Source organism: Pseudomonas fluorescens (assembly GCF_902497775.2).
GTDB lineage: Bacteria > Pseudomonadota > Gammaproteobacteria > Pseudomonadales > Pseudomonadaceae > Aquipseudomonas > Aquipseudomonas putida_F.
The window spans coordinates 5,715,537-5,742,075 of the sequence record NZ_OZ024668.1; the positions used below are offsets into that span (position 1 = coordinate 5,715,537).

18 protein-coding genes are annotated in these 26,539 nt (G+C 63.4%); 7 read left to right on the forward strand and 11 right to left on the reverse strand.

The features are described 5' to 3' along the window. The 11 genes from F8N82_RS26335 to tssA form a co-directional block, all read right to left on the reverse strand. Window positions 1–4,425, reverse strand: coding sequence for an RHS repeat-associated core domain-containing protein (locus tag F8N82_RS26335; protein ID WP_338918944.1), 4,425 nt, complete (start codon window positions 4,423–4,425; stop codon window positions 1–3). Between the two features lie 12 nt (window positions 4,426–4,437). Next, a complete protein-coding gene (locus tag F8N82_RS26340; protein ID WP_038998232.1) occupies window positions 4,438–4,872 on the reverse strand; it encodes a DcrB-related protein in 435 nt (144 codons plus the stop codon). A gap of 15 nt (window positions 4,873–4,887) precedes the next feature. Beyond that, complete coding sequence (locus F8N82_RS26345; RefSeq protein ID WP_038998234.1) at window positions 4,888–6,831, reverse strand: type VI secretion system tip protein VgrG; 1,944 nt, start codon at window positions 6,829–6,831, stop codon at window positions 4,888–4,890. A gap of 23 nt (window positions 6,832–6,854) precedes the next feature. After that, window positions 6,855–9,533 carry a type VI secretion system ATPase TssH gene (gene tssH, locus F8N82_RS26350; RefSeq protein WP_038998235.1) on the reverse strand — a complete coding sequence of 893 codons (2,679 nt, stop codon included), beginning with the start codon at window positions 9,531–9,533 and terminating at the stop codon, window positions 6,855–6,857. Beyond that, on the reverse strand, window positions 9,526–10,578 hold the full coding sequence (gene tssG, locus F8N82_RS26355) for a type VI secretion system baseplate subunit TssG (protein WP_038998236.1): 1,053 nt from the start codon (window positions 10,576–10,578) through the stop codon (window positions 9,526–9,528). Before tssG ends, tssH begins: the two co-directional genes overlap by 8 nt. Continuing rightward, window positions 10,542–12,401 carry a type VI secretion system baseplate subunit TssF gene (tssF, locus tag F8N82_RS26360; RefSeq protein WP_038998238.1) on the reverse strand — a complete coding sequence of 620 codons (1,860 nt, stop codon included), beginning with the start codon at window positions 12,399–12,401 and terminating at the stop codon, window positions 10,542–10,544. The genes tssG and tssF overlap by 37 nt, the downstream gene beginning before the upstream one ends. Next, window positions 12,398–12,913, reverse strand: coding sequence for a type VI secretion system baseplate subunit TssE (tssE, locus tag F8N82_RS26365; protein WP_038998240.1), 516 nt, complete (start codon window positions 12,911–12,913; stop codon window positions 12,398–12,400). Before tssE ends, tssF begins: the two co-directional genes overlap by 4 nt. Before the next feature lie 106 nt (window positions 12,914–13,019). Then, on the reverse strand, window positions 13,020–13,508 hold the full coding sequence (locus tag F8N82_RS26370) for an Hcp family type VI secretion system effector (RefSeq protein ID WP_038998241.1): 489 nt from the start codon (window positions 13,506–13,508) through the stop codon (window positions 13,020–13,022). 81 nt (window positions 13,509–13,589) lie between these two features. Then, complete coding sequence (tssC, locus tag F8N82_RS26375; protein ID WP_010221276.1) at window positions 13,590–15,083, reverse strand: type VI secretion system contractile sheath large subunit; 1,494 nt, start codon at window positions 15,081–15,083, stop codon at window positions 13,590–13,592. Between the two features lie 15 nt (window positions 15,084–15,098). Next, on the reverse strand, window positions 15,099–15,614 hold the full coding sequence (gene tssB, locus F8N82_RS26380) for a type VI secretion system contractile sheath small subunit (protein WP_010221277.1): 516 nt from the start codon (window positions 15,612–15,614) through the stop codon (window positions 15,099–15,101). A 95-nt stretch (window positions 15,615–15,709) separates the two neighbouring features. Then, the gene (tssA, locus tag F8N82_RS26385; protein WP_038998242.1) at window positions 15,710–16,750 is read right to left on the reverse strand and encodes a type VI secretion system protein TssA; all 1,041 of its coding nucleotides are present in this window, start codon (window positions 16,748–16,750) and stop codon (window positions 15,710–15,712) included. A gap of 392 nt (window positions 16,751–17,142) precedes the next feature. Between tssA and tagH the strand changes: the two genes are divergently transcribed. Genes tagH through F8N82_RS26420 form a run of 7 tightly spaced genes read left to right on the forward strand, consistent with a single transcriptional unit; the run spans window position 17,143 to window position 26,536 of the window. Then, window positions 17,143–18,465, forward strand: coding sequence for a type VI secretion system-associated FHA domain protein TagH (tagH, locus tag F8N82_RS26390; RefSeq protein ID WP_038998244.1), 1,323 nt, complete (start codon window positions 17,143–17,145; stop codon window positions 18,463–18,465). A 36-nt stretch (window positions 18,466–18,501) separates the two neighbouring features. After that, a complete protein-coding gene (gene tssJ / locus F8N82_RS26395; protein ID WP_038998245.1) occupies window positions 18,502–18,999 on the forward strand; it encodes a type VI secretion system lipoprotein TssJ in 498 nt (165 codons plus the stop codon). A gap of 15 nt (window positions 19,000–19,014) precedes the next feature. Beyond that, window positions 19,015–20,349 carry a type VI secretion system baseplate subunit TssK gene (gene tssK, locus F8N82_RS26400; protein ID WP_038998246.1) on the forward strand — a complete coding sequence of 445 codons (1,335 nt, stop codon included), beginning with the start codon at window positions 19,015–19,017 and terminating at the stop codon, window positions 20,347–20,349. Window positions 20,350–20,355: 6 nt separating this feature from the next. After that, the gene (locus tag F8N82_RS26405) at window positions 20,356–21,666 is read left to right on the forward strand and encodes a DotU family type VI secretion system protein (RefSeq protein ID WP_038998247.1); all 1,311 of its coding nucleotides are present in this window, start codon (window positions 20,356–20,358) and stop codon (window positions 21,664–21,666) included. Continuing rightward, a complete protein-coding gene (gene tssM / locus F8N82_RS26410; RefSeq protein ID WP_038998248.1) occupies window positions 21,663–25,166 on the forward strand; it encodes a type VI secretion system membrane subunit TssM in 3,504 nt (1,167 codons plus the stop codon). The genes F8N82_RS26405 and tssM overlap by 4 nt, the downstream gene beginning before the upstream one ends. Beyond that, a complete protein-coding gene (tagF, locus tag F8N82_RS26415; RefSeq protein WP_038998249.1) occupies window positions 25,166–25,816 on the forward strand; it encodes a type VI secretion system-associated protein TagF in 651 nt (216 codons plus the stop codon). The genes tssM and tagF overlap by 1 nt, the downstream gene beginning before the upstream one ends. Further along, on the forward strand, window positions 25,817–26,536 hold the full coding sequence (locus tag F8N82_RS26420) for a PP2C family protein-serine/threonine phosphatase (RefSeq protein WP_038998251.1): 720 nt from the start codon (window positions 25,817–25,819) through the stop codon (window positions 26,534–26,536). Window positions 26,537–26,539 lie beyond the last annotated feature (3 nt).

The window sequence follows — 26,539 nt, forward strand, 5'->3', positions numbered from 1 at the left end:
CTATTGTCCTCCGCACTTCGATGGTTTGTTGAATATTTTCGGGAAGGTGCTTTTATTCTGCCGTATCGTTTCGCGCAGACCCGCTTGAATTTCCTTGGTGTAAAGGCCCTGCTTCTTGTAGATCTTGCGAGCGTCCCAGATATCTCGAGCGAGTGCGTCCCTGGGTTTCTCATCAAGGAAAGGTCGCCGTGCATAGGTACGCGTCATCGGGTGACGACCTTTGTTCTCAGGATAAATATGCTGCATCTGCATGGCGATGGATTTGTTGCGGCTGATTTCGAATTTTTGCTTCATGTATTCGGCTGACGGCATGTGGTGTCCGGTCAGGTTGTCCCCTGGCGTGCCGGGAAGCTTGCCGTAGGCGCCGACACCACCCTCACCGGGCAGCAACGCGTTGAGCCCGAGCGGGTCGATCCAGCCCACCGGGTTGGCGGCATACTGGTACAGGTTCAGGCCGCCGGCCAGGCCGATCGGATCCGGCTGGGTAAAGCGTCCAACATCCGGGTCATAGAAGCGGAACAGGTTGTAGTGCAAGCCGGTTTCGCGGTCCAGGTATTGGCCCTGGAACCTGAGGTTCTGCTCTTCGATGAAATGCGCTTCGCGCACTTCCTGCAAGGTATTGCCCCAGACCTGGTAACGCGTCTGCCACAAGGTTTCGCCACTGTCCTCGGTCAGTTGCTCGGGCAGACCGTTGAGGTCGTTGTGGTAATAGCGCACCTGCTGTTGCGCGCCGGTGCCGTCGACCCGGGCCAGCGGTTCGTAGCTGTTTTGAACGTAAAGATAGAGGCTGGTCTGGCCGTGGCGATGTTCCTGCAGCAGACGCAGGCCGTCCCAGACGAACCTGGTCTGGTCGAGCAGGTTGCCGTGGTCGTCATACTCGCTCTTTTCGGTACGCCGGCCCAGCGGGTCGTAGCGCATATTCAGCCGCCGCTGACGACCGCCATGCTGGCTTAGTACCTGGATCAGGCGGTGTTCGGCGTCATAACTGAAGTACTGCACACCCCGCCGGCTGCTGCGCTTTTCAATCAGGCGACCAAAGGCGTCATAGCGATAGCGCTTGTCCTGGTACGTCAGCAGCCGGTTATGGCGCACCAGTCCTTTGCCGGCCTGTGGTCCGTCGAGCAGGTTGGCGGCGGCGTCATAAGCGAAGGCCTCGCTCTGGCCCTGGCCGGCGTCCTGGCTGGCCATGATCCGCCCGCTGGCATCGTAGTGCAGCAGTTGCTGATGCTGGCTGCCGGGCTGCTGGTTGAAGCGGCTGACCAGGTTGTCTGCCGGGTCGAAATCGAAGCGTTGCTGTACCTGAGACGGTAGTTGTGGCGGTTGGTGGCTTGGGCGGCGCAGGCGCGAGCGCAAACGGCCGCTACGGTCGTACTCGCTGCGCGTACTGATTCGGCCCTGGCTGCGCAGCACTTCGCGGTGCAGGCGATCGCGCTCGAAGTCGCTGATCACCTTGCCGTCGAGATTCAACTGGTGCAGGTGACCGCTGCCGTAGTACAGGCGGTTGAGCCAGCGGCCGTCGGGCAACTGGGTCTGGGTCAGGTTGCCGAGCTCGTCATAGTGATGCTGCAGTTCACCGTCGGCACTGTGTTCTTGCACCAACTGGCCGGCGACATCGTAGGCAAAGGCCAGTTGTTCGGTATTGCCGTCATTGTCGGTGAAACTGACGGCGGTCAGTTGGTCGAGTGGGTCGTAGCTGAAGTCGGTACGGCCATCGTCGGTCTGTTTGGCAATCAGCCGGCCCGCCGCATCGCGGGCGAATTCATGAACGATCGGCGTCAGTGCAGTTTCCGCTACCAAGGCCAGGCCGCTACCGTATGGCGCAGGGACAAACTCCAGACGACTGACATTATCCAGCGGCCCATAGTGGTAGCGCCGGGCACTGCCGTCGAGGTCTTGCTGCTGGGTCAGGCGGTCGACCAGGTCCCAGCTAAAGCGATAGCTCTCACCGTTCTCGTTGGTCAAGGCCAGTAGCCGACCGTAGTTGTCGTAGCTGTACTGCACCTGGCGACCGTGCGGGTCGATGCGGAGCTGGATCTGGCCGCGGCGGTTATAGCGAAACTGCAGGACATGCCCGGCGGGGTCGATGTAGCGGCTGAGCTGACCGCTGCCATCGTGCTCAAACTGTTCGCTGCGCCCGTCAGGCAACTGCGTGACGATGACCCGGCCCTGGGCATCATTCTGGTACTCGGTGCGCTCACCAAGGGCATCGACGACCGCCTGCAGGTAGCCGCGGCGGTCGTAGTGGAATCGGGTTGGGTAGCCCGAGCAATCGACCTGCTCAAGCAGCTGACCCACGTCGCTCCAGCGCAAGTGTTTGTGCTTGCCCGCCGCATCGATGATCTCCACCACCTGGCCGCGTTCGTCATAGCGGTAGCGGGTGGTGTGGCCCAGCGGATCGGTTTCGCTGCTGCAGTTGCCGCGTTGATCGTAACGGTAGCTCCAGCGATTGCCGGCCTTGTCGGTCTGTACCCGGGGCAGCGACCAGTGTTCCAGCCACAGGGTCGACTCGCTGCGGCCCAGCGGGTCGATGCTTTCGCAGAGGTTGCCGGACTCATCGTACAGATACTGCCATTGTCCGCCTTGCGGATCGGTGGCGCCCAGCAGCTGGCGCTCGTCGTTCCACTCAAAGCGCCAGGTCAGGCCCATGGCGTCGGTGTATTCGGTGATCTGGTACTGCGGGTTCCAGTGGCGACTGCTGACCCGCTGCAGGCCGTCGGTGACCCGGGTGATACCGGCGTCGATGTCGTAGTCGAAACGGTACTCGTCGCCGTCGTCGGTCCAGTGCCGGGCGACGCGCCAGTCGTCGGCCGCATGAATCCATTCGTAGAAGCAGCGCAGGCCGCTGGGCAACTGGTGCTCGACCATGCGCCGACCGTGGTCGTAGGCAAAGCGTCGCTGCAACTGGCCGCTCGCGTCGCGGACTTCGGCAAGATCGCCGTTGCTGTCGTAGGCATAGCTGACCAGCAGCTCGCTCGAGGCGTCGCTGTACAGGCGCTCGATATGGCTGACCCGCGCCGGCCATTGGCTGCTGTAAACCAGCTGGACCTGAACCTCATCGAAGGTGTCGCGCAGCCTGAGCAAGCGGCCACCGGCGTCGTAGTCGAGGTAGACGCGGTTGTCGTTACGATCACCCAGTTGCGCCAGGCGCAGGCGCTGCGGGTTGCCCGGGGTTGGCTGGAACAGGCGATAGAGGCCGGTGCTGCTTTCGATCAGCAGCTCGTCGTTGAGGGCACGGCGCACGCTCAGGCCCTCGCCGGCGCTGAACACCGCATCGCCGCGGGGAATGTTGCCCATGTCGACGACCCGCGCCTGTTCGTCGGTGAATAGCAAGCGTTCGCCGCCTTCAGGGTCTGCCTCGATGGAGACGAAGACTTCGTAGTCGACGCTCCAGCCCGCACCGAACAGACCGTCACGGCGTTCATCGCGGCTGTTGTAATAGCGTTGCCAGTCCAGTGGGATCAGCGCTGGCAGGCTGAAGTCGAGTTCCTCTTCGCCACTGAGGATCTTCGCCCCGGTGGGTACATGCACCGGGTTGAGCGAGCCGGCGATGGCACTGGTGATCGCTCCGCTGACCTGGCTGGTGACCGCGCTGGCGATGCCTCCAATCGCCATGCAACCGAACTTGCTGTAGAACTTGCCGCCGCGCCCGCGCAGCAGCATCAAGGCGGTAATCGCCAGGCCGATGCCCGGGGTCTTGCCACTGCGAATCTCGCGGACCACGATCGATCCGCCGCCAATGCGCACGTTGCTTGAGATCAGCCCGGCGTCGACGATCACCGCTTCGCAGGTGCTGCGATCGCCGCTGCGACAAGCCGGATGGCCGTTGATGGTGACCTTGCTCGAGCCTTCGGCCAGGTACTGCGGCGGCATCGGCGGATGCTTGCTGCAGAGGATCTTGTCGTCGTCGGCAGGCTCGGTGTTCGGCGCGGGGCTGGCGACCGTGGGCCGCCACATCTGCGAGAAAAAGCCCTTGGCCATGTCGAGGAAGCTTTCTTCTTCCTCTTCGGCCGGCGGCTGAGCGGCGTCACTGCCAGCGGGCGCCGCGGCGGCAACGATCACGCCTGCGGCACGGGCAGCCGGTTTGCCGTTGGTGTGGGTGTTCTTCGAGCCGGTGAGAATGTTGGCCTGTACCGACGGCGGGAACAGAAAGTTGCCGATGCCCTCGCATAAACGGCTCAAGCCCTTGTCGGCCCCGGTCTTGCTCATGGCCACGCCGACGACGATGCCCACCACCGCACCGAGCACGAAGCAGCCCAGGCCGCCGGTGACCACGGTCAGGCCCAGCGCCGCGGTCACCGCTGCAGTGGCCAGGACGCCGATGGCGACGTTGGCGGCCACTTCCAGCACGCCGCTGACGATGTCGGCCATCATCGAGGTGTGCATCAGGGCATCGCCCTGGCGGGCGGCCCAAAGAGCGTCAGACATGCAAGGTGCTCATCAGGCCAGGGCGTCGAAGTTCAACGATTGCTTGATCGCCGCCCAGTGCGCGGCCTCGGCATCACCCAGCGGCTGGGCCTTGACGTAGCTCAGGGCGAACATCTTGCGGGTGCCTGGCAGTACCAGGGCCAGTTGGTACTGGTAGACCTTTTCGTTGCCCTTGCTGAACTGGCTGCGCAGCTCGATGCCGTCCACCGACTGATCGGCGCCCAGACGCACGGCCTGGCCGGGTTGAAAGCGCAGATCCTTGACCTGTTGTTGCAGGCGCTCGAGCTGGCCGTCGAAGTTGCTTTGCAGGGTTTCGCCGTCAGCCAGCAGGCTGCGGCTGACGATCAAAGAGGTGCCGAGATTGGCAAAGCGCAGGATGTTGATGCTGGTGTCCTGCACCTCGGCATCGGGCAGGGCAAACTGGAATTCGTTGAGGCGATAAGTCATGACGCGCGAATCTCTTTATTGGCTGGCTTTGGGCTTGGGGAAGATCGCTTCCACGGCACCATCGATGGTGCCTTTGATGCCTTGCCCGTCCGCAGTGGCGCCGGGGGCGCCGCCGATGTTCAGGTCAAGGGTGCCGCCAGTATTGAATTGGGCATTGCCTTCGGCGTTGAAGTTGAACTGCACGCCGGTGAGGTTGATCTGGCCGCTGGCGTTGAGCTCGAGCACGCTCTTGCCGCACACCAGGCGCAGGTTTTCGCCGACCTCGATCAGGTAGCTGCGGCTGATACTGTCGGTCTTGGTCGAGCCCACCAGCAAAATGTCATCGCGCTTGACCGCACGAATCCGGTCCTCGCCGATGGTCGCCACTTCACTGAAATCGACTACCTTGTTGCGGTTGTGGCCCACCCAGTGGCTCTCGTCGTTCTCGACCTCAATGTCCTGGTTGCGCTCGGCGTGGATGTACAGCTGCTCGGCGCCCTTCTTGTCTTCCATGCGGATTTCGTTGAAGTTTGCTGGTGTGCCACCTTTGCTCGAGCGGCTTTTCATCCCGCTTTGGGTGGCATTGGCCGGCAGGTCGTAGGGCACGGTCTGCTCGGCGTTGTACACCCGGCCGGTGATGATCGGCCGGTCGGGGTCGCCTTCGAGAAAGCTGACGATCACTTCCTGGCCGATCCGCGGGATCTGCATCGAGCCCCAGTTCTTGCCGGCCCAGGCCTGGGATACGCGGATCCAGCACGAGCTGTTCTCGTTGGACTGGTCATGGCGGTCCCAGTAGAAGTGCACCTTGACCCGGCCGTACTGATCGGTCCAGATCTCTTCACCGGTCGGGCCGACCACGATGGCGGTCTGCGGGCCCTTGACTTGTGGGCGCAGGGTGCTGGCCAGGGGGCGGAAGCTCTGCTGCGCATCGATGCAACTGAGGTTGCTTTCGAACTGCGCATTGCCGCCACCAGCACCGGTTTCCAGGCGTTCCTGAACGATGTAGTAGCGGGCACCGACGATCAGGTATTCGCGGTTCTGGTCCTGGCGGCTGAAGCCGCTCATGCTGAACAGGTTGCCTGCCGCAAGGCCCCGGGCGTTGCCGCGCAGTTCGATGCGTTCATGCAGGCTTTGCAGCGCCTCGATCCGGGTACGGGCGTAATGCTCGCCATCCTCGCTCTGCACGTAGGTGCCGGGGTAGTCGTACAGCGGGTAATCGCCAGCGGTGTGCGGGCGCGGCATTTCCGAGCGCACGTCGATGCGCGCGCTGGGGCGCTGGAAGTCGTAGTCGTTGAGCTCCAGCGAGCCGGACTGAACCTCCTGGGCCAGGTGCCAGTCATTGAGGTGGTCACGCTCGCGGTGCTGGCCATCGGGTGGGAAGTACGGCACCGACTCGTAGCCCGGCACCACTTGGTGGGCGCCATAGGCATCGGCCAGGACCAGCACGTGGCGGTCCTTTTCGTGGCGGAAGTAGTAGTAGATCCCTTCCTGTTCCATCAAGCGGCTGACAAAGTCGAAGCTGGTCTCGCGGTACTGCACGCAGTATTCCCACTCGCGGTACGGCCGGCTGAGGCTGTCCTCGAAGTCGGAGAAGCCCAGGTCGCGAAACACCTGCTTGATGATCTGCGGGATGGTCTGGTTCTGGAAGATGCGGCAATCGGAGGTCTTGCTCAGCAGCCACAGCCACGGCCGCAGAGTCACCCGGTAACTGGCGAACTGGCCGCGGTCGATACTCTGACTACAGCGCGAAACGATGCCGTGAAAATACCGCGAGCGGCCCAGTTCCAGCTGCAGGCTCAAGCTCATGGGCTTGCCCAGCAACTGGTTGAGGTCGATGGACGAGTTGTCCGAGGTCAGCTGCAACTCGTAGTCGAACAGCCGCCCCAGCTCTTCGCCGCCGCCCATCTCCGCCAGGATCAGTGCATCCGGGCCCAGCGGGCTGTTGATCTGCGCCAGTCGGGTGAATTGCTTGAATAGCATCGCTTATCTCGTCAAACGCGCCATCACGGCGCGTCGCTGAAGTGGTAGTGCAGGTCGTTGTCGCGGCGGCTGATGCGCACCCCGGCCAGGGCCTTGCCTTCGAGCATGCGGGTGAGGAACTCGCGGCTCATGTCTGGCAACAGGCTGTTGGTCAGGATCGCGTCGATCATCCGCCCACCGCTTTCGGTCTCGCTGCAGCGCGATACGATCAGCTCGACCACCTCGTCGTCGTAGTCGAAGGCAACCTTGTGGGTACCTTGCACACGCTTGCGAATGCGCTCGAGCTGCAGGCGGGTAATAGCCTTGAGCATCTCGTCGCTGAGCGGGTAGTAGGGGATGGTCACCAGGCGGCCGAGCAGTGCTGGCGGGAAGATTTCCAGCAGCGGTTGGCGCAGGGCGGTGGCAATGGCCTCGGGTTCCGGGATGTTCTGCGGGTCTTTGCACACCCGGGAAATCAACTCGGTACCGGCATTGGTGGTGAGCAGGATCAGGGTGTTCTTGAAGTCGATCACCCGGCCTTCGCCGTCTTCCATCACGCCCTTGTCGAACACCTGGAAGAAAATTTCGTGCACGTCCGGGTGGGCTTTTTCCACCTCGTCCAGGAGCACCACGCTGTAGGGCTTGCGCCGCACCGCTTCGGTCAGCACACCACCTTCGCCATAACCGACATAGCCGGGTGGGGCGCCCTTGAGGGTCGAGACGGTATGGGCTTCCTGGAACTCGCTCATGTTGATGGTGATGACGTTCTGCTCACCACCGTACATGGCTTCGGCCAGGGCCAGGGCAGTTTCAGTCTTGCCTACACCGGAGGTGCCGGCCAGCATGAACACGCCGATGGGTTTGTTGGGGTTGTCGAGGCCGGCGCGGGAGGTCTGGATGCGCTTAGCGATCATCTGCAGGGCATGGTCCTGGCCGATGATGCGCTTGGCCAGGTGCTGGTCGAGCTTGAGCACGGTTTCCAGCTCATTACGGGCCATGCGTCCGACCGGGATGCCGGTCCAGTCGGCAACCACCGAGGCCACCGCCTGATAGTCGACGGTCGGCAGGATCAGCGGGTTTTCACCCTGCAGGGCGCTTAAGCGCTGCTGCAGGTCGATGAGTTTTTCGCGCAACTCATGGCGCTGTTCGCTGCCCGTGTCGTGGTCGACCACACCGACGTTTTCGCGCAATTGGGCACGGGTGGCCAGCAGTTCGTCGACCAGGGCTTTTTCTTCGGCCCAGCGGCTTTCCAGCTCGGCCAGGCGCTCGCGCTCGGCATCCAGCAAGGTTTGCGACTGTTGCTGGCGGTTGCCGATGGCGATACCGATGGCCTGTTCGCGGGCAATGATCTGCAGCTCGGTTTCCAGCGCCTCGATGCGTCGGCGGCTGTCGTCTACCTCGGCCGGCACCGCGTGCAGGCTGATGGCGACGCGGGCGCAGGCGGTGTCGAGCAGGCTGACGGATTTATCCGGCAACTGCCGGGCCGGAATGTAGCGATGGGAGAGCTTGACCGAGGCTTCCAGGGCCTCGTCGAGAATCTGCACCTGATGGTGCTGTTCCATGGTCGAGGCCACGCCGCGCATCATTAACAGCGCCTTGTCTTCGCTCGGCTCGGCGACCTGCACCACCTGGAAGCGCCGGGTCAGGGCCGGATCTTTCTCGATGTGCTTCTTGTATTCGGCCCAGGTGGTCGCGGCGACGGTGCGCAAGCTGCCGCGGGCCAGGGCGGGCTTGAGCAGGTTGGCCGCGTCACCGGTCCCTGCGGCGCCACCGGCACCGACCAGGGTATGGGCTTCGTCGATAAACAGAATGATCGGTTTCGGCGAGGCCTGAACATCCTCGATGACCTGGCGCAGGCGCTGTTCGAATTCGCCTTTCATGCTTGCCCCGGCCTGCAGCAGGCCAACATCCAGGCTGCGCAGCTCAACGTCCTTGAGCGCTGGCGGGACATCGCCGGCCACGATGCGCAGGGCAAAGCCTTCGACCACCGCCGTTTTACCCACCCCGGCTTCACCGGTGAGGATCGGATTGTTCTGCCGCCGGCGCATGAGGATATCCACCAGCTGGCGGATTTCTTCGTCGCGGCCAACGATCGGGTCAAGCTTGCCGCTGCGCGCCTGCTCGGTGAGGTCGACGGTAAAGCGCTTGAGCGCTTCCTGCTTGCCCAGGGCGCTGGGGGCCATGGCACCGCTGGCTTCGCCCGGCACCGCACCGGCATTGAAACCGTCGCTGGCGCTCAGGGCGTTTTCCGGTGAGTCGCCGACATACTCGTCGAAGCGCTCGCTGAGGGCTTCGACCTTGATCTTGGCAAACTCCGACGACAGGCCGAGCAAGGCATTGCGCAGGCTCGGAGTCTTGAGAATGCCGAGCACCAGGTAGCCGGTGCGCACTTGGCTTTCGCCGAACATCAGGCTGCCATACACCCAGCCACGCTCGACGGCTTCTTCGACGTGGGAAGACAGGTCGGTGATCGAGGTCGAGCCACGGGGCAGGCGGTCCAGGGCGTCAGTCAGCTCGCGGGCCAGACGCGCAGGCTCAAGGTTGAACTGACGGATGATGCGATGCAGGTCCGAGTCCTGCAGTTGCAGCAGTTGATGAAACCAGTGGGCCAGTTCCACATAAGGGTTTCCCCGCAGTTTGCAGAACACCGTGGCGGCCTCGATGGCCTTGTAAGCGACGCTGTTGAGTTTGCCGAACAGCGCGGCGCGGCTGATTTCACCCATGTTCCGAACTCCTAGTGGATTGCGATGCGCTCGTTTGCTCGGCGTAGTACCGAGCCAGTGTCAGGTCGCTGGCATCGTGTTGCGGGCGGCCCAGCCAGGTATCGAAACCCAGGCGTCGGCCGGTGTTGAGTTGCAGGGCGGGTATTTCGTCCTGCTGCAGAATCAGCTTCAGGTCCCAGTCCAGTTCGTGCCCCTGGTGTTCGGCGACCCAGGCCACCAGTTCGGCAAAGGCAGTGCCATCGGGCAACAGCGACAGGTACTGGTCCAGGCTCAGCGGCCCCAGGCAGATGCGGAACTTGTGCTGGCGGTCCCAGACGTGGCTGCCCAGGCAAACGTCCATGCCCAACTGGTTGGCGCTTGCCCCCAACCGGCTGCGCTCGGGCAGTTGCAGCCACTGGCCGACGTATTCCTCGATGCTCACCGGCACGCCGAAATAAGCCCCGAGAATGCCGCGCAAGCCATCCGGGTAGCGGGTCTGGGCGGCGAGGTGGCCGCTGTAGTGCAACTTGGCAGTGTCTGGCAACGGGCCCTGATCGCGCAGCGCCGGGGTGCCGCGACCACTCAGGGCGGCCAGGCGAGCGGCCCAGTAGTCGTCATTGGGGCGGTCATGGCTGACCGTCGGCCGCGCCTCGGCCCAGGCCCGATAGAACAGGCTCAGCAGGCGGTGATGGAACACATCGAGAAAGCGCTTGCTGGTGCTGTCGGCGTTGTTGCGCTGGCGCTCGCGCATGTACTCGGTCAGGTGCAGGGGCAAGGGGCCGTTGGGGCCGCCCAGGCCAAAGAAGAACTGTTCCAGGCGCGCCGGGCCCTGCTCACTGGCAGGCGTCAGCGCCGCCAGGGTTGCCGGTGCAAATGCACAATCGAGCTGTTGGCCAAAGCGAACCGGATCATCGGCCAGGCGCAGCGAATGGCCGAAGCGCGGCAATTGTGGCGACTCGCATTCCAGCCGGCGCAGGGCCTGGAAGAAATCGTAGTTCCAGGGTTCGGCCTGCATCTCGCTGAGGATGTTCACAGGGTCGGACGGCGTCCGGGCTTGGCTTTCCATCGCATGATCTCGCCGCGTTCGGTAGTACGGAGTACCGTCTCGGTAAAGCTGTTGATCGACACGTAACGTGCCAGGAAGCGCTCGAACACCGCACCGAGAAGGAACACTCCGGTACCGCGGAAGGCGTTTTCATCGAATTCCAGGGTGATCTCCAGGCCCCGGCCAAAGACGATCGGCCCCGGCATCGGCAGCCGGCGCGTGCACGCCTTGCTGCTGACCTCGCGCAGGCCGTCGATCTGCAATTGCAGGGCAGCGTCATGGCTGTCGCCGTACAGGCGCAATAATTCGCGCAGGGCGGCGGCGCCTTGGCCCTGCTCGGTCAGCGACAGGTAGTTCAGCGACAGCTGGCTGATCAGGCGCCAGGCCTTGTTGTCATGGGCGTGGCTGGCACGCGGCCGGCTTGGCCCGGCCAGGCAGCGAATGGCGGCCACCGGCGCACTGTCGGCCAGGGTGAAATCACTGCGGCCATCGCCGACGTTCATGAACAGCGGCAGATCGCGGTTGGTGCACAGGGCACTGACACCGAGTTGGCGCAGGTCGTGGCGGTAAGGTGCTTGCTGGCCATCGACCAGGCTGATGAAGGTTTCGCTGCCCATGTAGGTCGAGCGGGTGCCGTTGCGGCGCTGCTCGCTGGACAGCATGCGCGGCTCGCGGCGGACCACGTAATAGGCCTGGTCGCGGCCATAGCGCGATGGGTCGCGCACAGCGTAGAAGGGCAGGAAGCTCTGGTCGGGGCCGGTGCCATGGCCGGTCACACTGCTCAGCGAGTGGATCTCGAAATCGGTGGGCCGAGTGCGGTCGGCGATCACATGGTGCTCGTTGACCCGGTCGCTCAGGTGAATACGGTCGACCCGACGCGGGAACAGGTTGATCGCCGGGGTACAGAAGGGCACGAACTGCTCGACGCCGACGCTGCCTTCCAGGGTCTGGTCGTAGCGCTCGAACAGTACGATCAGCTCCAGCTCCTGGCCGTTGCAACGTTTTACTGCGCGATCCAGCTCGGCAAATTCGACGAACAGAAAACGCTGCGGCAGGGCGAAGTACTCCTGCAGCAGGCGGTAACCCTGGAATGCCTGCGGGACAACCGGCAGGGCCGCCTCGCGGTCATCGAAGCCGCACGGGCGCAGGGCCGAGGTCGGAATGCGTTCGACCCAATCGCTGCCCGGCTGGCGTGCGAACACCGCGCAGGCGTTGCCCAGCAACTGCTCGTAAAGGCGAAACGGCAGTTCATCGGCGCCATTGAGGTACAGCGGCAGGCGGTTGAGGTCGAGCGCGTTGAACGGCAGTTCGGCGCCGGTACGCAAGGTAATGCGCAACCCGGCGCGGGCCTTCGGCTCACTGGCGGCAAGGCGCCCGAGGCTGGCTGCGGGATTGCCGAAGTATTCCGCCTGGGCTACCTGCAGCGGCCACAGGGTGACCGGATGGGCACTGCGAAATTCGCAGGGCGTTTGCGAATCGCGGCCAAGGGTGGCGCGCAGCACACTGCCGCGCGGCAGGGTGAAGCCGGCACTGAGCGAACCTTCGTCAGGATCTGCCTGCATTTGCACCACGGTCATCGACGGTGTCGGGGCGAGGTAGTGCGGGTAGGCGATTTCCAGCAAGTTGTGGGTGAAGGTCGGGTACTCGGCATCGAGCTTGAGTTGCACCCGTGCGGTCAGGTAGGCAAAGCCTTCGAGCAGGCGCTCGACATAGGGGTCGGCGCAGTCAATGCCGGACAGGGTCAGGCGCCCGGCGATCTTCGGGTATTCCCGGGAAAATTCTGCCGCGCTTTCGCGGATGTGTTGCAGTTCCTGGTTGTACAGCTCGAGCAGGCGCGGGTTCATGGACGTCTCCGGCGCTCGGCGGGGGCAACTCGGACATGCCCGGATTCCAGGTCCAGGTCAGTGCGCAGCAGCAATGGCAGTGCCGCCGGCTGGGCCCACAGGTCGCCTTCGATCTCGAAACTCAGGGCGTTGTTGTTCATTTCACCCGGGGCGACCTGGGCGCGAACCCGCAGGCTGCTGCGCAGGATGCGCGGTTCGAAGGTGGCGATGGCCTGGTAAATGATGCTCTCCAGTGCGCTGATATCAATATTCGAGGCGCTGTTACCGGCCAGTGCCGGCAGGCCGTAATTGACCACCGAGGTGCCGGCGGGGGTGTTGAGGGTGGCGCCAGCAGCAAGCAACGAGGTGGTATTGAGCAGCCAGGTGAGATCGCGCAGTACCGACGCCTTGAGCTGGTTCAGCGACAGCACACGTTTGTCGTTGGCTTCTTGCAGGTTGCCGGGCTCATCGTCGGTCAGACGATCGAGCAGCGAAGGCTGCAGGCGGTCACGTGCAGCGATTTCGGCTACCAAGGGGCGGCTCCGGGGATGGGGTTCGGTATTGCGTTGGCCTTATCGCGGGGCAAGCCCGCTCCCACCAGGTAGGAGCGGGTTTGCCCCGCGAACAGGGCAAAACGCATCAGATCTTGACGTTCTGGCGCACGTTCCAGCCGTACTTGACCGGGCCGCCGTCTTTGGTGCCGTCAGCTTTCTGCGGCTGGTAATCGACCGTGACCTTGCCGAAGTTCAGGGTGACGTTTTCGGTCAGGCGGTCATCGCCACCCGAGCCGCCGGTGCTCAGCGAGCTGATCAGCACTTCTTCGAGGTTGATGATCAGGTACTCGACCTGGCTTTCACCACCGGCCTTGCGCACGGTCAGCTTGACCTTGTCGATGTGCTTGCCGCTGGAGCAATGCATCATCAGGTTGGGGCTGGATTTGTCGACGTACTTGGTCAGCGACAGGTCCTGGATGTTGACCTTGCCGGCGCCACCGCCACCGCCCATGTGCATGTTGCCGGACTGGGCCATGCCCCAGCTCCAGTTCAGCACATCGATTTCGTCCTTGTGGGCCTTGTCCATGGACTCGCCCTTGATGTCGCCAATCTTGATGAAAATATCAACTGCCATGTTGTCTCCAGAGTGTGGCATCTACCACATTGTTTTTTCAGTGCACGCCCCGCATTGCGGGGCGCTTTAGCGAGCCTGGGCTCAGGCGCCCTTGGCCGATGGCAACTTCGATACCAGGCGCAGCGACACAGTCAGCCCTTCGAGCTGGTAGTGCGGGCGCAGGTAGAAGCGCGAGTTGTAGTAGCCCGGGTTGCCTTCGACTTCTTCGACCACCACTTCAGCCGCCGCCAGCGGGTGCTGGGCCTTGGTGGTTTCGGTGGAGTGGGCCGGATCACCATCGACGTAGTTGAGGATCCAGTCCTGCAGCCAGCGCTGCATCTCGTCCTTCTCTTTGAACGAGCCGATCTTGTCGCGCACGATGCACTTCAGGTAATGGGCGAAGCGGCAGGTGGCGAACAGGTACGGCAGGCGTGCCGCCAGGTTGGCGTTGGCGGTGGCGTCCGGGTCGTCGTATTCGGCAGGCTTTTGCAGCGACTGGGCGCCAATGAAGGCAGCGAAGTCGGTGTTCTTCTTGTGCAGCAGCGGCATGAAGCCGTTTTTCGCCAGTTCCGCTTCACGGCGATCGGAGATGGCGATTTCGGTCGGGCACTTCATGTCCACGCCACCGTCATCGGTGGGGAAGGTGTGCGCCGGCAGGTTCTGCACTTCGCCACCCGACTCGACGCCGCGAATCCGCGAGCACCAGCCGTAGTACTTGAACGAGCGGTTGATGTTCACTGCCATCGCGTAAGCGGCGTTGGCCCAGGTGTACTTGGCGCTGTCGGCGCCGTCGGTGTCTTCTTCGAAGGCGAAGGCTTCCACCGGGTCGGTCTTGGCACCATACGGCAGGCGCGCCAGGAAGCGCGGCATGGTCAGGCCGATGTAGCGCGAGTCTTCCGATTCACGCAGCGAGCGCCAGCCGGCGTACTCGGGGGTGGTGAAGATCTTGGTCAGGTCGCGCGGGTTCGAAAGCTCCTGCCACGAACCCATGCCCATCACGGTCGGCGAGGCCGCAGCGATGAATGGCGAGTGCATGGCGGCACACACCTTGGACAGCTCGCCGAGCAGCTCGACATCCGGTGGCGACTGGTCGAAGTAGTAGTCGCCGACCAGGCAGCCATACGGCTCGCCGCCGAACTGGCCGTATTCCTCTTCGTACATCTTCTTGAACAGCGGGCTCTGGTCCCAGGCCGTGCCCTTGAATTTCTTCAGGGTCTTGTGCAAGTCGGGCTTGGAGATGTTGAGCACGCGGATTTTCAGCTGCTCGTCGCTCTCGGTGTTGTTGACCAGGTAGTGCAGGCCACGCCAGGCGCTTTCCAGCTTCTGGAACTCGGGGTGGTGGATCACCTGGTTGACCTGGGCGGTGAGCTTGGCGTCGATGGCGGCAATGATCGATTCGATCGACTTGATCGCGTCATTGGACACCAGGTCGGTTTGCGCCAGGGCCTGTTCGGCCAGGGTACGTACCGCGGTTTCGACGGCCTCGCGGGCACGCTCGGTCTTGGGTTTGAATTCTTGCAGCAACAGCGAGGCGAACTCGCTGGCTTGCTCGGTGGCCGCTGGCTGGGCCTGGGTATCACGCATCGGATCGGTCATGAGGCTATGTCCTGATTAAGCGTTCGGCTCGGCATCCTGGGGCTTTGGCGCGCTGGCCAAGGCCTGGAGCAGGGCCGGATCCTTGATGGCTTTCATGATGATTTCTTCGGCGCCGGTCTTGCCGTCCATGTAGGTCAGCAGGTTGGCCAGCTGGGTCCGCGCTTCGAGCAGCTGGTTCAGCGAATCGACCTTGCGCGCCACGGCGGCAGGGCTGAAGTCATCCATGCTTTCGAAGGTGATATCCAGGCTCAGGTTGCCTTCGCCGGTCAGCTCGTTGGGCACATGGAAAGCTACCCGTGGCTGCATGGCCTTGAGGCGCGAGTCGAAGTTGTCGACGTCGATTTCCAGGAACTTGCGCTCGGCGACCGGCGCCAGCGGCTCGGCAGGCTTGCCCGCGAGGTCGGCCATGACGCCCATGACGAAAGGCAACTGGACCTTCTTTTCGGCGCCGTAGAGCTCGACGTCATACTCGATCTGCACCCGCGGCGCGCGATTGCGCGCAATGAATTTCTGAGAACTGGGGTTCGCCACGTTGTTCCTCCTGGTCGCAGGTGCGACGGTATTGGCGTCATCGATCGTTGCCGGTAACGGTGTTGCGTATATGCGTTGGGTCTGGCCTGCAGGCCTCAGTCAGTCTCAGGCCCGCGCAGGGTTTCGAACTGCGACAGCCCATCTGGGATCAGGTCGCGGACGATCGCGGCAAAATCGGCATTCACCAGATTTTTCGCGCGGTTCAACAGCACCGGCAGCGGGCTCGAGGGCTCGTGGCGGGCGTAGTACTTGAGAATTCGGTCAAGGCTGCGCAGCACTTCGTCGCGGCTGGCGATATCGGCCGAGGCACGAGCAACGGTGGGCGCAGGCATTGCGCTGGCAAGCTCGCTCGGGCTGTCGTCAGCGCTGCTGGTTTCGCTGGTTTCGCTGGCGTCGTTGGCAGCTTGCTCGGCTGCCGGCGCGTGTTCGGCAAGAATCTGTGCGGCCTGGCGCAGCGGCTGCTTGAGGGCGCTCAAATCAACCCCGCTGGCCGATCCGACCTGCTCGTTGACGTACTGCTCGATTGCTTCGGCGGCCTCGCGGGCCTGCTGCAACGCCTCGCGGATGGCTTGCAGTTGCTCGCCATCGCTGTCGCGCAGGGCACCGCCGAGTTCGTCGGCGTTGAGCGTCTCGCTGGCAAAGTGCTGCAGGCCGCTGGCGTGCAGGGCTGCGCGCAGGCTGATTGGGCCGAAAGCACGGGAGCGGGTCAGAAGGCTTTCGCGCAGCAGGGCGATGTTGGTGTCGCAGACCAGACCGGCGAGGGCATTGATGCGCACCGTCGGGTCGTTGTCATCATCGGCGTCGAGTTGCGGATGCACCTGTGGCCAGTACTGGCGCAACAGTTCGTTGATCAGTTGCAGGGTGCTGGCCAGGCCGGGAATGCCGTGCAAGGCGAGGGCACTTTGCAACAGGAAATGAGTGACGCGAAGGTCTTTGCTGCGTTGCAGCAGGGCATTGCAGGACTGCTCGATCTGCCGCCATTGGGGGGGCTCGGCAGGCTGGATGGCATCACCCATGACACGCTCGGGCTTGCCTTGGGCGTCACGCTCCAATTGCAGGAAGTCCGGGTCGTATTCAAGGTCGTCGCCGCAGGGGAAGTTCTCCGAAACGGCAGCGAGCAAATGCGCTGAGTTCACCAGATTTCGATCTCCATATCGTCCCGTGGTGGGGGGTAACCAATGTGCGTAAGTTGGTTTTGTGACAAAGCGCACATAATTTGCTGATTTATCATTAGTTGATATCAAAGTGATATCATGCGCGTTCAGCAAGTTACGCATTTTTGGTTTATTTTCAATTGGCTGTCAAGGTAAGCTATCGGCCCACCGTGACCTGCCTATCGGGCCTTACAGGTTTATTGACTTGTTGGTCAGGGTGGCGGTGGACGTCGTTCCGCACTGGTGTTGTTCGGCTAAAAATGCCGAAAGTAGATTTTGAGCGAGATTTTTCAGGGATTTGAAGCGAGTCGCGTTAACTGCCACAACCTGCGCAAGGTTTGGGCAAGCGATTCGGGTGTTGCTAAGGAGGCGTGATGTCGCTGAGTCTTACTATTACCAGTTATCACAAGATTACCCCTGGCCAATGTCCTGAAAAGTTCATCGAATCAGGTGCCATCAGTATTGGACGCGGCCCCGGTAATGACTGGGTGTTGCCCGATCCGGAACGTCTGGTTTCTTCACAACATTGTGTTATTCAATATAAAGACGGCCGCTATTACCTGACCGATAACAGCACTAATGGTGTTGAATTAATTCACGCCGGTGTTCGCTTGCGTCGCGGTAACAGTGAACCGTTGATGGATGGCGAAGTCATCCGTATCGGCGAGTACGAGATTCAGGCACGAATCGACTCAAGCTTCAAAATGGGTGATGGCAACCTGCATGGCGCTGACGCCTCCAACAGCTTCGAAGCGCTAATGGCCAATCAAGCCGGCGCCGCTCCGATGCCCTCGAACCCTGCTACGCCTGCGTTCATCCAGGGTGCGTCGAGTAGTGACACCCTGCCCGACTTGTTCGATTTTCTCGCCCCGGCCAGCATTGCACCGGTGACCCAGTCCGATCATGTACCGGCGCAGCAGCATGATTTCCGCCCGCCAACACCCGTCCCGCCTGCCCCTGCCTCGGCAAGCCCCGGGGTTATTCCCGAAGACTGGGACCTGTTCGCCGAACCTGAGAGCCCCACGCCCGCGCCGATAGCTTCGCCTGTCGAAACTGCCGTGCCAATGCCAGCACCTGTCGTCGAAGCCCCGGCACAACCCGCCGATTCAAGTGCGTTGGTCCAGGCCTTCTTGCGTGGCGCAGGTCTGGAGCAACTGCGTATCGACAACGCCCAGGTAGAGGCGCAGATGGAAGCCCTGGGTCGCAGTTATCGCTTGATGGTCGAGGGCTTGATCGATGTATTGCGCGCGCGCAGCAGCCTCAAAGGCGAGTTTCGTATGCAGCAGACGATGATCCGCCCGGCGGAAAACAACCCGCTCAAGTTCGCGCCGAATGCCGATGAGGCGCTGCTGTTGCTGCTGCGTCATGGCAACCATGCGTTCATGGCGCCGGACCAGGCGGTACGCGACAGTTTCGACGATCTGCGTGCTCACCAACTGGCCGTGATGGCGGGTGTCGAAGCAGCCATCAAACATCTGCTCGCGCGCTTTGAGCCTGTACAGCTGGAGTCGCGCTTGGGCGAGCCCGCCGGCCTGTCGAAACTGTTCGGCAGCTCGCGCCAGGCCCAGTACTGGCAGCAGTTCACCGAGCTGTACAGCAAGATTTCCCGGGAAGCCGAAGACGACTTCCAGGACCTGTTCGGGCGTGAATTCAGCCGCGCCTATGAGGAGCACAGCGCGCGTCTGCAGCGCTCCTGAAACAAACGGAAAGTGCCACGTCATTGAGGACGCAGGATGATTCGAACAATGCTGATGGCAGCGGTCACCACACTGCTGCTCAGTGGTTGCAGCAAGGATGAAGTCGCAGCACCGCTCCAGCCCGAGGTGGCAGGACCGACCAGCGTCACCTTGTATTTCAGTGCTGCCGCCGGGCTCAACCCGGGCGCCAACGGCCAGGCTGCGCCGGTACGCGTGCGCATCTACGAGCTGAAAAACAGCGCCAACTTCAATCGTGCCGATTATTTCGCCCTGGCCGACCGGGCCCCGGCGACCCTGGGCGCCGACCTGATCGATCAGGACGAGGTGCTGGTTCAGCCTGGTGAGCAACTGCGCATCGAGCGTCCACTGAGCCCGACTACCCGCCAGATTGGCCTGGTGGTTGGCTACCGCGAAGTCGATCAGGCGCAGTGGCGCAGCCTGCTGCCGGTGCCACCTCTGGACTACCAGATCAGCCTCGATGTTCGTGCTGTACGCGGCGCTGTCCATACCTCCCCAACCAGTACCGCCCAATAGGCGATCGGAGAAGCCATGTCCTGGAACAATCGTGTGGTCTGGTCGGAAGGCATGTTCCTCGGAACCCAGCACTTTCAACAACATGACCGCTACCTGGAAAACCTCATCGATGCTCGCAGCCGGCCGTTGTCGGCAGGTGCCTGGGGCTTTTCCGAATTGCTGATCGACCAGGGCCTGCTGGCCCAGGGCAAGCTGGCCATCGTCTCGGCTCGTGGCCTGCTACCCGATGGCACGCCGTTCAACATCCCCCAGGATGACCTGGCGCCCAGCCCGCTGAATATTGACGATAACCTGCGCGATGGCCTGGTGTACCTGGCCCTGCCGCTCAAGCGCGCCGGTGCCCGCGACACCGTGGACGAGGGCGAAGCACTGGGCGGTGCGCGTTATGTCAGCCGGGTGGCCGAAGTGCGCGACGACAATGCGCCGTTCGAGAACCGCTCGCCGGTTGCCCTTGGTTCCCGCGCCTTGCGTTTGATCACCGCCGACGAAGGCTTGAGCGACTATGCCGCACTGGGGCTGGTGCGCATCAAGGAAAAGCGTGCCGACCGCGCGTTGGTCCTGGATGACAGCTATATCGCGCCAGTGCTGGATGTCTCGGCGAGCAAAAGCCTGTCGGCGTTTCGCAGCGAACTGCTGGGCTTGCTGCATCAACGCGGCGAGGCACTGGCCGGGCGCGTGGTGGCCTCGGGGGCGGGAGGCGCTTCGGAGATCGCTGACTTTATGCTGCTGCAGCTGGTCAACCGCGCGCAGCCGCTGGTTGAGCACCTCAGTCAGCTGAGCCCGCTGCACCCGGAGCGGCTGTACAGCGAACTGCTCAGCCTGGCCGGCGAGTTCGCCACCTTCTGTGCCAGCAACCGCCGTCCGGGCGAATTCCCGGTGTACCAGCATGACGACCTGGCGGCGAGCTTCACCCCGGTCATGCAGGCGCTGCGCGAAGCCCTGTCGATGCTGATCGACAGCAAGGCCACGCCGATCCCGATTGTCGAAAAGGCTTATGGCATTCACGTCGCCATGCTCGCCGACCGCAGCCTGCTCGACAACGCCAGCTTCATCCTCGTGGTACGCGCCGATGTGCCGAGCGAAACCCTGCGCGGACGCTTCGCCCAGCAGAGCAAGATCGGTGCGGTCGAGCACATCCGTGACCTGGTCAACCTGCAATTGCCGGGCATCGGCCTGCTGCCGTTGCCAGTGGCGCCACGGCAGATTCCGTTCCATGCCGGCTCCACCTATTACGAACTTGATCGCGGTAGCGAGCACTGGCAGCAACTGCAGAACGCCGGGGGCTTTGCCTTCTACATTGCCGGCGAATTCCCGGGGCTGAACCTGGCCTTCTGGGCCATCCGAGGATAAGCCGCGATGCAGCCTAACGATCCGTCGGCACCACCGGCCAATGACCGCACCCAGTTCATGCCGCGTCCCGGTGGACGCGGCCCGCAGGCGGGTACGCCGGAGCCGGCGGCTGCACCGTCGATGCCGGCACAGCCGCTGCCTGCTGGCCAGGCGCTGGGCCTCAATCCGCTGGAAAGCGCCGCCGGCCCGTTGTTGGCACTGCTGACCCGCTTGCGCAGCACCATCGCTCATCCGGCCCCGGCCAGCCTGCGTGCGCAGTTGCTGGCGTATCTGCGTCAGTTCGAAGAACGCGCCGAAGCGGCCGGTGTGGCCCGCAACGAAGTGCTGCTGGCCCGCTACGCGCTGTGCACCGCACTCGATGAAGCGGTACTCAGCACGCCTTGGGGCAGCAGCAGTGATTGGGGCAAGCAAAGCCTGCTGATCACTGTGCACAACGAAGCCTGGGGCGGCGAGAAGGTCTTCCAGTTGCTTGAACACTGCCTGCAGAGCCCACGCGAACGCCTGTACCTGCTGGAATTGCTGTACCTGTGCATGTGCCTGGGTTTTGAAGGCCGCTACCGGGTCATGAATGGCGGCCGTGCCCAGCTTGAAGCGCTGCGCGAACGCACGGCGGCCGCCATTCGCAGCGCCCGTGGCGAGTTCGAGCGTGAACTGTCGCCGCACTGGCGCGGGGTCAGCGTCAGCCGTGATCGGCTGTCGCAGTTCATGCCGCCCTGGGTGGGCCTGGCCATTGCCCTGGCGCTGTTGCTGGCTTTGCTGTTTGCCCTGCGCTTCATGCTCGCCGCTGACGCCGAGCCGGTATTCAAGAACATTCATGCCCTGGGCGAGATCCCGGTGCAGGCCATCGACCGCCCGGTGACCCAGCCAAAGCCGGTGGAGCGTCCGCGCCTGGCGGGTTTTCTGGCCAGCGATATCAAGGCCGGGCGGGTCAGTGTCGAAGACGCTGTCGACCGCTCGGTGGTGACCATTCGTGGCGACGAACTGTTTGCCTCGGCCAGCACCAGCATCAACGAAAGCCTGCAGCCGCTGATGCTGCGCATTGCCGACGCCATCGGCCAGGTCAAGGGCCAGGTACGGATCACCGGCCACAGTGACAACCGGCCGATCGCAACATTGCGCTTCCCGTCCAACTGGGCGCTGTCCCAGGGCCGCGCCGAGCAGGTCCAGCAGATTCTGGCCGCCAAGACCGGCCAGCCTGCGCGCTTTACCGCGCAAGGCCTGAGCGACACCGAGCCATTGGCACCGAACAACACGGCCGAAGGCCGGGCAAAGAACCGCCGGGTTGAAATCACTGTATTGGCGGAGGGGGTCGAGTGAAGGCGTTTTTCGGTTTTGTCATTCGCTGGGTCATCCCGCTGCTGGGCCTGATCGCCCTGAGCCTGATCATCTGGTTTGTCGGCCCGCTGTGGGACGTACTGGTCCCGGCAGGTCGCCGCTGGGCGCTGATTGCGCTGCTGTTTGCGGTATGGATTGGCTATCGCCTGTGGCGCATCATCCAGGCCCGCCGCCAGGCGGCCGAAGTCATGCGCAGCCTGGCTGCAGAAACCGCCCCGGACCCCGCCAGCGTCGCCACCGCCGAAGAGCTGGCAACCCTGCGCCAGCGCATGGACGAGGCTCTGGCGTTGCTGAAGAAAGCCCGCCTCGGTGGTGATGAACGGCGCAATCTGTACGAGCTGCCGTGGTACGTGATCATCGGCCCGCCGGGCTCGGGCAAGACCACGGCGCTGGTCAATTCCGGCCTGCACTTTCCGCTGGCGGCGCAACTGGGTGCCGGGGCGATTCGCGGCGTCGGCGGCACCCGCAACTGCGACTGGTGGTTTACCGACCAGGCCGTATTGCTCGACACCGCTGGCCGTTACACCACCCAGGACAGTCATGCCCAGGTCGACAAAGCGGCTTGGCTGGGCTTCCTTGACCTGCTGAAGAAGCAGCGCTCGCGCCGGCCGATCGATGGCGCCTTCATTGCCATCAGCCTGTCCGACCTGCTGTTGGGCAGCGACGCGGAACGTGCCGCCCATGCCGCGGCCATCCGCTCGCGTATCCAGGAGCTGTACAGCCAGTTGGGCGTGCGCTTTCCGATCTACCTGATGCTGACCAAGCTCGACCTGGTGCCGGGCTTCATGGAGTTCTTCGACACCCTGAGCAAGGAAGAACGCGCGCAGGTGTGGGGCATGACCTTTGCCCTGGACGACGACAAATCGGCTGAAGGGCCGCTGGCGCAGTTCCAGCGCGAGTTTGCCGGCCTTGAGCAACGCCTCAACGAGCGGCTGGTCGAGCGCCTGCAGCAGGAGCGCGACCCGGCGCGGCGTGATCTGGTCTATGGCTTCGTCCAGCAGTTCGCTGCCTTGCGTTCGAACCTGCAGGGCTTTCTCGACGGCGTGTTCAAACCCAATGCCTATGAAGAGCGCGCCCTGTTGCGCGGTGTGTACTTCACCAGCGGCACCCAGGAAGGCAGCCCGATTGACCGCCTGATCGGCGCCATGGCCCAGAGCATGGGCCTGGACCGCCAGCACCTGGCACGCCAGAGCGGCACCGGCCGCAGCTACTTCATTGAAAAACTGTTCAGCGCCGTGGCCTTTGCCGAACGCGGCCTGGTCGGGGTCAACCCGAAGGTCGAGCGCCGGCGCAAGTGGCTGGCCCGCGCTGCGCTGGCCGCCAGCGTTGCCCTGGTAGTGTTGGTCGGCAGCGTGTGGGCGGTGAGCTATCGCGCCAACCAGGCTTACATCGCCCAGGTCGAACGTAAGCTCGCGCCGCTGGGGCCAGTCCTGCAAACCCTGAGCCCGGCCCAGCGCGATGTTCTCGCGGTACTGCCGTTGCTCAATGCCGTGCGCCATCTGGCCGATGAGCCACCCAGCTGGGCCGAGGGCCTGGGGCTGTACCAGGGCGACATGCTCGAAGCCGAGTCGGCCAGTGTCTACCGCAAGCTACTGATTGCCGTGTTCGCCCCACGCCTGGTTACCCGTATCGAAGAGCAACTGCACAGTGGCGGCGGCTCCGACTTCCTCTACGAGGGCCTCAAGGCTTATCTGATGCTGGCTGATGGCGAGCATTACGACCCTGATTTCATCAAGGCCTGGGTAACCCTCGACTGGGAGCAGAGCCTGCCCCGCGACCTGGCGCCTGAGCAGCGCACAGCGCTGGGTAAGCACCTGCAGGCGCTGTTCGAAAAGCGTCCGCCGAATGCGCGCCTGGATGCCAACCTGATCGAAGACCTGCGTCGCCAGCTGCAGCAATTGCCGGTGGCCCAGCGTGTCTATGACCGGGTCAAGCGCCAGAAACTGCCAGCGGGCGTCAGCGATTTTCGCCTGAGCGAAGCCGCCGGTCGCGATGCTGCGCTGGTGTTCAGCCGCAAAAGCGGCAAGCCGTTGGGTGAGCCGTTGAGCGGGCTGTTTACGGTCGAGGGTTATCGCAAAGCGTTTCTCGCCACCAGCCTGCAACATAGCAACACCCTGGCCGAAGAGCGCTGGGTGCTGGGCCGCGAGCAAGCCGATGAAGGTGATGTCAGCAGCCTCGCCGCTGACGTGCGTCGCCTGTATTTCGCCGACTACATCCGCCACTGGGATGCGCTGTTGGCCGATATCGACTTTGTGCCGATCACCAGTGTGGCTCAGGCCGCCGATGTATTGCGGGTGATTTCCGGACCGACCTCGCCACTGAAGAAACTGCTGGCCGCAGTGGCCAAGGAAACCAACCTGCAACAGCAGGATCCGCTCGCCGCTGCCCAGGCCAAAGCCAGCGAAGCGGGTGTCGATCAGCTCAAGCAGCGCCTGGGCAATCTGCTGGGCCAGGACGCACCGGCAGATAGCCGTCAGGTGCAACACGCTGAAGATCCGGTCACTGCGCACTTTGCCGACCTAGCCAGCCTGGTCAGCAAGGGCGAGGGCGAGCCGGCGGCCATTGATGGCCTGCTCACCGACATGAACGCCTTGTACGTGCAAGTCAGTGCCATGGTCGGTGCCAGTGGCGACGCCTTGCTCGGCGAGGCCAAGAACCAGGCCACTGCCGCCGCCAACCGCGTCAGCCTCACCGCACAGCGCCAGCCGCCGATGGTCCAGGGCCTGGTCAAGTCGGTGGTCAGCTCGACGACCAACACCATGATGGGCGGTGTACGTAACCAACTGAATGCCGCCTGGGTCAGCGAAGTGGTCAACGTTTACCGCCAGTCCCTGAGTGGGCGCTATCCGCTGTCACCGGGCAGCTCGCGGGATGCCACCCTGGACGACTTCGGCCAGTTCTTCGGCGTCGGCGGGGTGATGGACAGTTACTTTCGCAAGTACCTGCAGCCCTATGTCGACACCTCGACCAACCCTTGGCGCTGGCAGCCGGGCGCGGCGCAGAAGCTTGGCATCGGGCCTGGGGTGCTGCACACCTTCCAGCGTTCGGCGGCGATTCGCGATGCATTCTTCCGCTCCGGGGGCATGCAGCCAACCGTGCGCTTCGAGCTCAAACCGGTGGCCATGGACGCCTCGATCACCCAGTTTTTGCTCGACCTCGACGGCCAGCAGATCAGCTATGACCACGGCCCGAGCCGCCCGGTAGCGATGCAGTGGCCGAACCCCAACAGTATCGGCGTGGTGCGCCTGTCGATCATGCCGCCTTCGGCCAACGGCCGTTCCGGGCTGACCCTGGAAGGGCCGTGGGCCTGGTTCCGCTTGCTGGATCAGTCGGATCTGGTCGCGGGTAACGGCCCGGATCGTTTCAGCCTGCGCCTGCGCGTCGACGGCGCCAGCGTCTCTTACGAGCTGCGCGCCAACAGCGCTTTCAACCCGTTCAAGAGCCGTGTGCTCAACGGCTTCAGCCTGCCGGAGCGGTTGTGATGAGTGACGTTGGCTTCTACGGCAAGCTGGCCAGCCGCGGCGACTTTGTCAGCCGCGGCCTGCCGCAAAGCTTTATCCAGCCTTGGGACCAATGGCTGGCGGCGGGGCTTATGGCCAGCCAGCAGCAACTGGCGGAGCGCTGGTTGCCGGCCTATCTGGTCAGCCCCTTGTGGCGCTTTGCCCTGGCTCCGGGGTTGTGCGGGCCGCAGGCGGTAGTGGGCGTGCTGATGCCCAGTATCGATCGGGTAGGGCGCTATTTCCCACTTACCCTGGCTCAGGTCCTGGCCTCGGATGAGTCACTGGCGGCAGTGGTCAGCGGCCCGGATGACTGGTTCGAGCATTGCGAAGCGCAGTTGTTGGCAACCCTGGAGCCGCAAGCTGGCTTCGAGGCGTTCGATGAGGCGGTTCAGGGCTTTGCCGCGCCACGTCTCAATGTGCTTTCGAGCCCTGCGGTGGCTGGCTTGCAGCGCTTTGCTGCGGTGACCGCCGAGGCCCGTCAGGCTGCTTTGGCCGAAAGCGCTTGCACCGGCATGAGCCTGTGGTGGGGGCGCGGTTCAGAGCATATCGAGGCGGGATTGTTGCGCTGTGCCGGCCTGCCGCGCAGCGAGGATTTCGCCAGTTTTCTATTGGGTAGTGAGGCGGTGCGCTAGATGACGGCTTTGCATTACACCGCAGCCAGCTACAGCCATGTCGGCATGGTCCGCAGCGTTAACGAAGACGCCTGCCTGGACCTTGGCAGTGAAGGCCTGTGGGCAGTTGCCGATGGCATGGGCGGGCATGCGGCGGGCGATTACGTCAGTTGCCTGATCGTCGATACCTTGCGCCGGTTGCCGGCCACGCCATCCCTGAACGATTACACGCAGGTGCTGCGAGAGCGGCTGGCGGCGGTCAATGCCGCAGTGCGCGAAGAAAGTGTCCGGCGTGGCGTGGCGATGATGGGCAGTACCCTGGTGTTGCTGGCGGTGCGCGCTGATCAGGGCATCTGCCTGTGGGCCGGTGACAGCCGCCTGTATCGCCTGCGCGACGGGCGCCTGGACGGTATTTCCCGCGATCACAGCTATGTGCAGGAGCTGCAGGACAGCGGCCTGCTCAGCGAGGCTGAAGCACGGGTCCACCCAAGGGCGAATATCGTCACTCGGGCGATCGGCGTCGAGCCTGAGCTGGAGCTGGAAAGCGTGCTTGTGCAGATTCTGCCCGGCGATACCTATCTGCTGTGCAGCGACGGCGTCAACAAGACCGTCGAAGACCATGAAATTCGCGAAGTGCTGGGCCACAGCGACCCCTACCAGGTGGTCCGCAGCCTGGTGCACCTGGGCCTGACCCGGGGCGCCCCCGACAACATTACCGCCGTCGTCATCAAGGCCGGTTGAAGA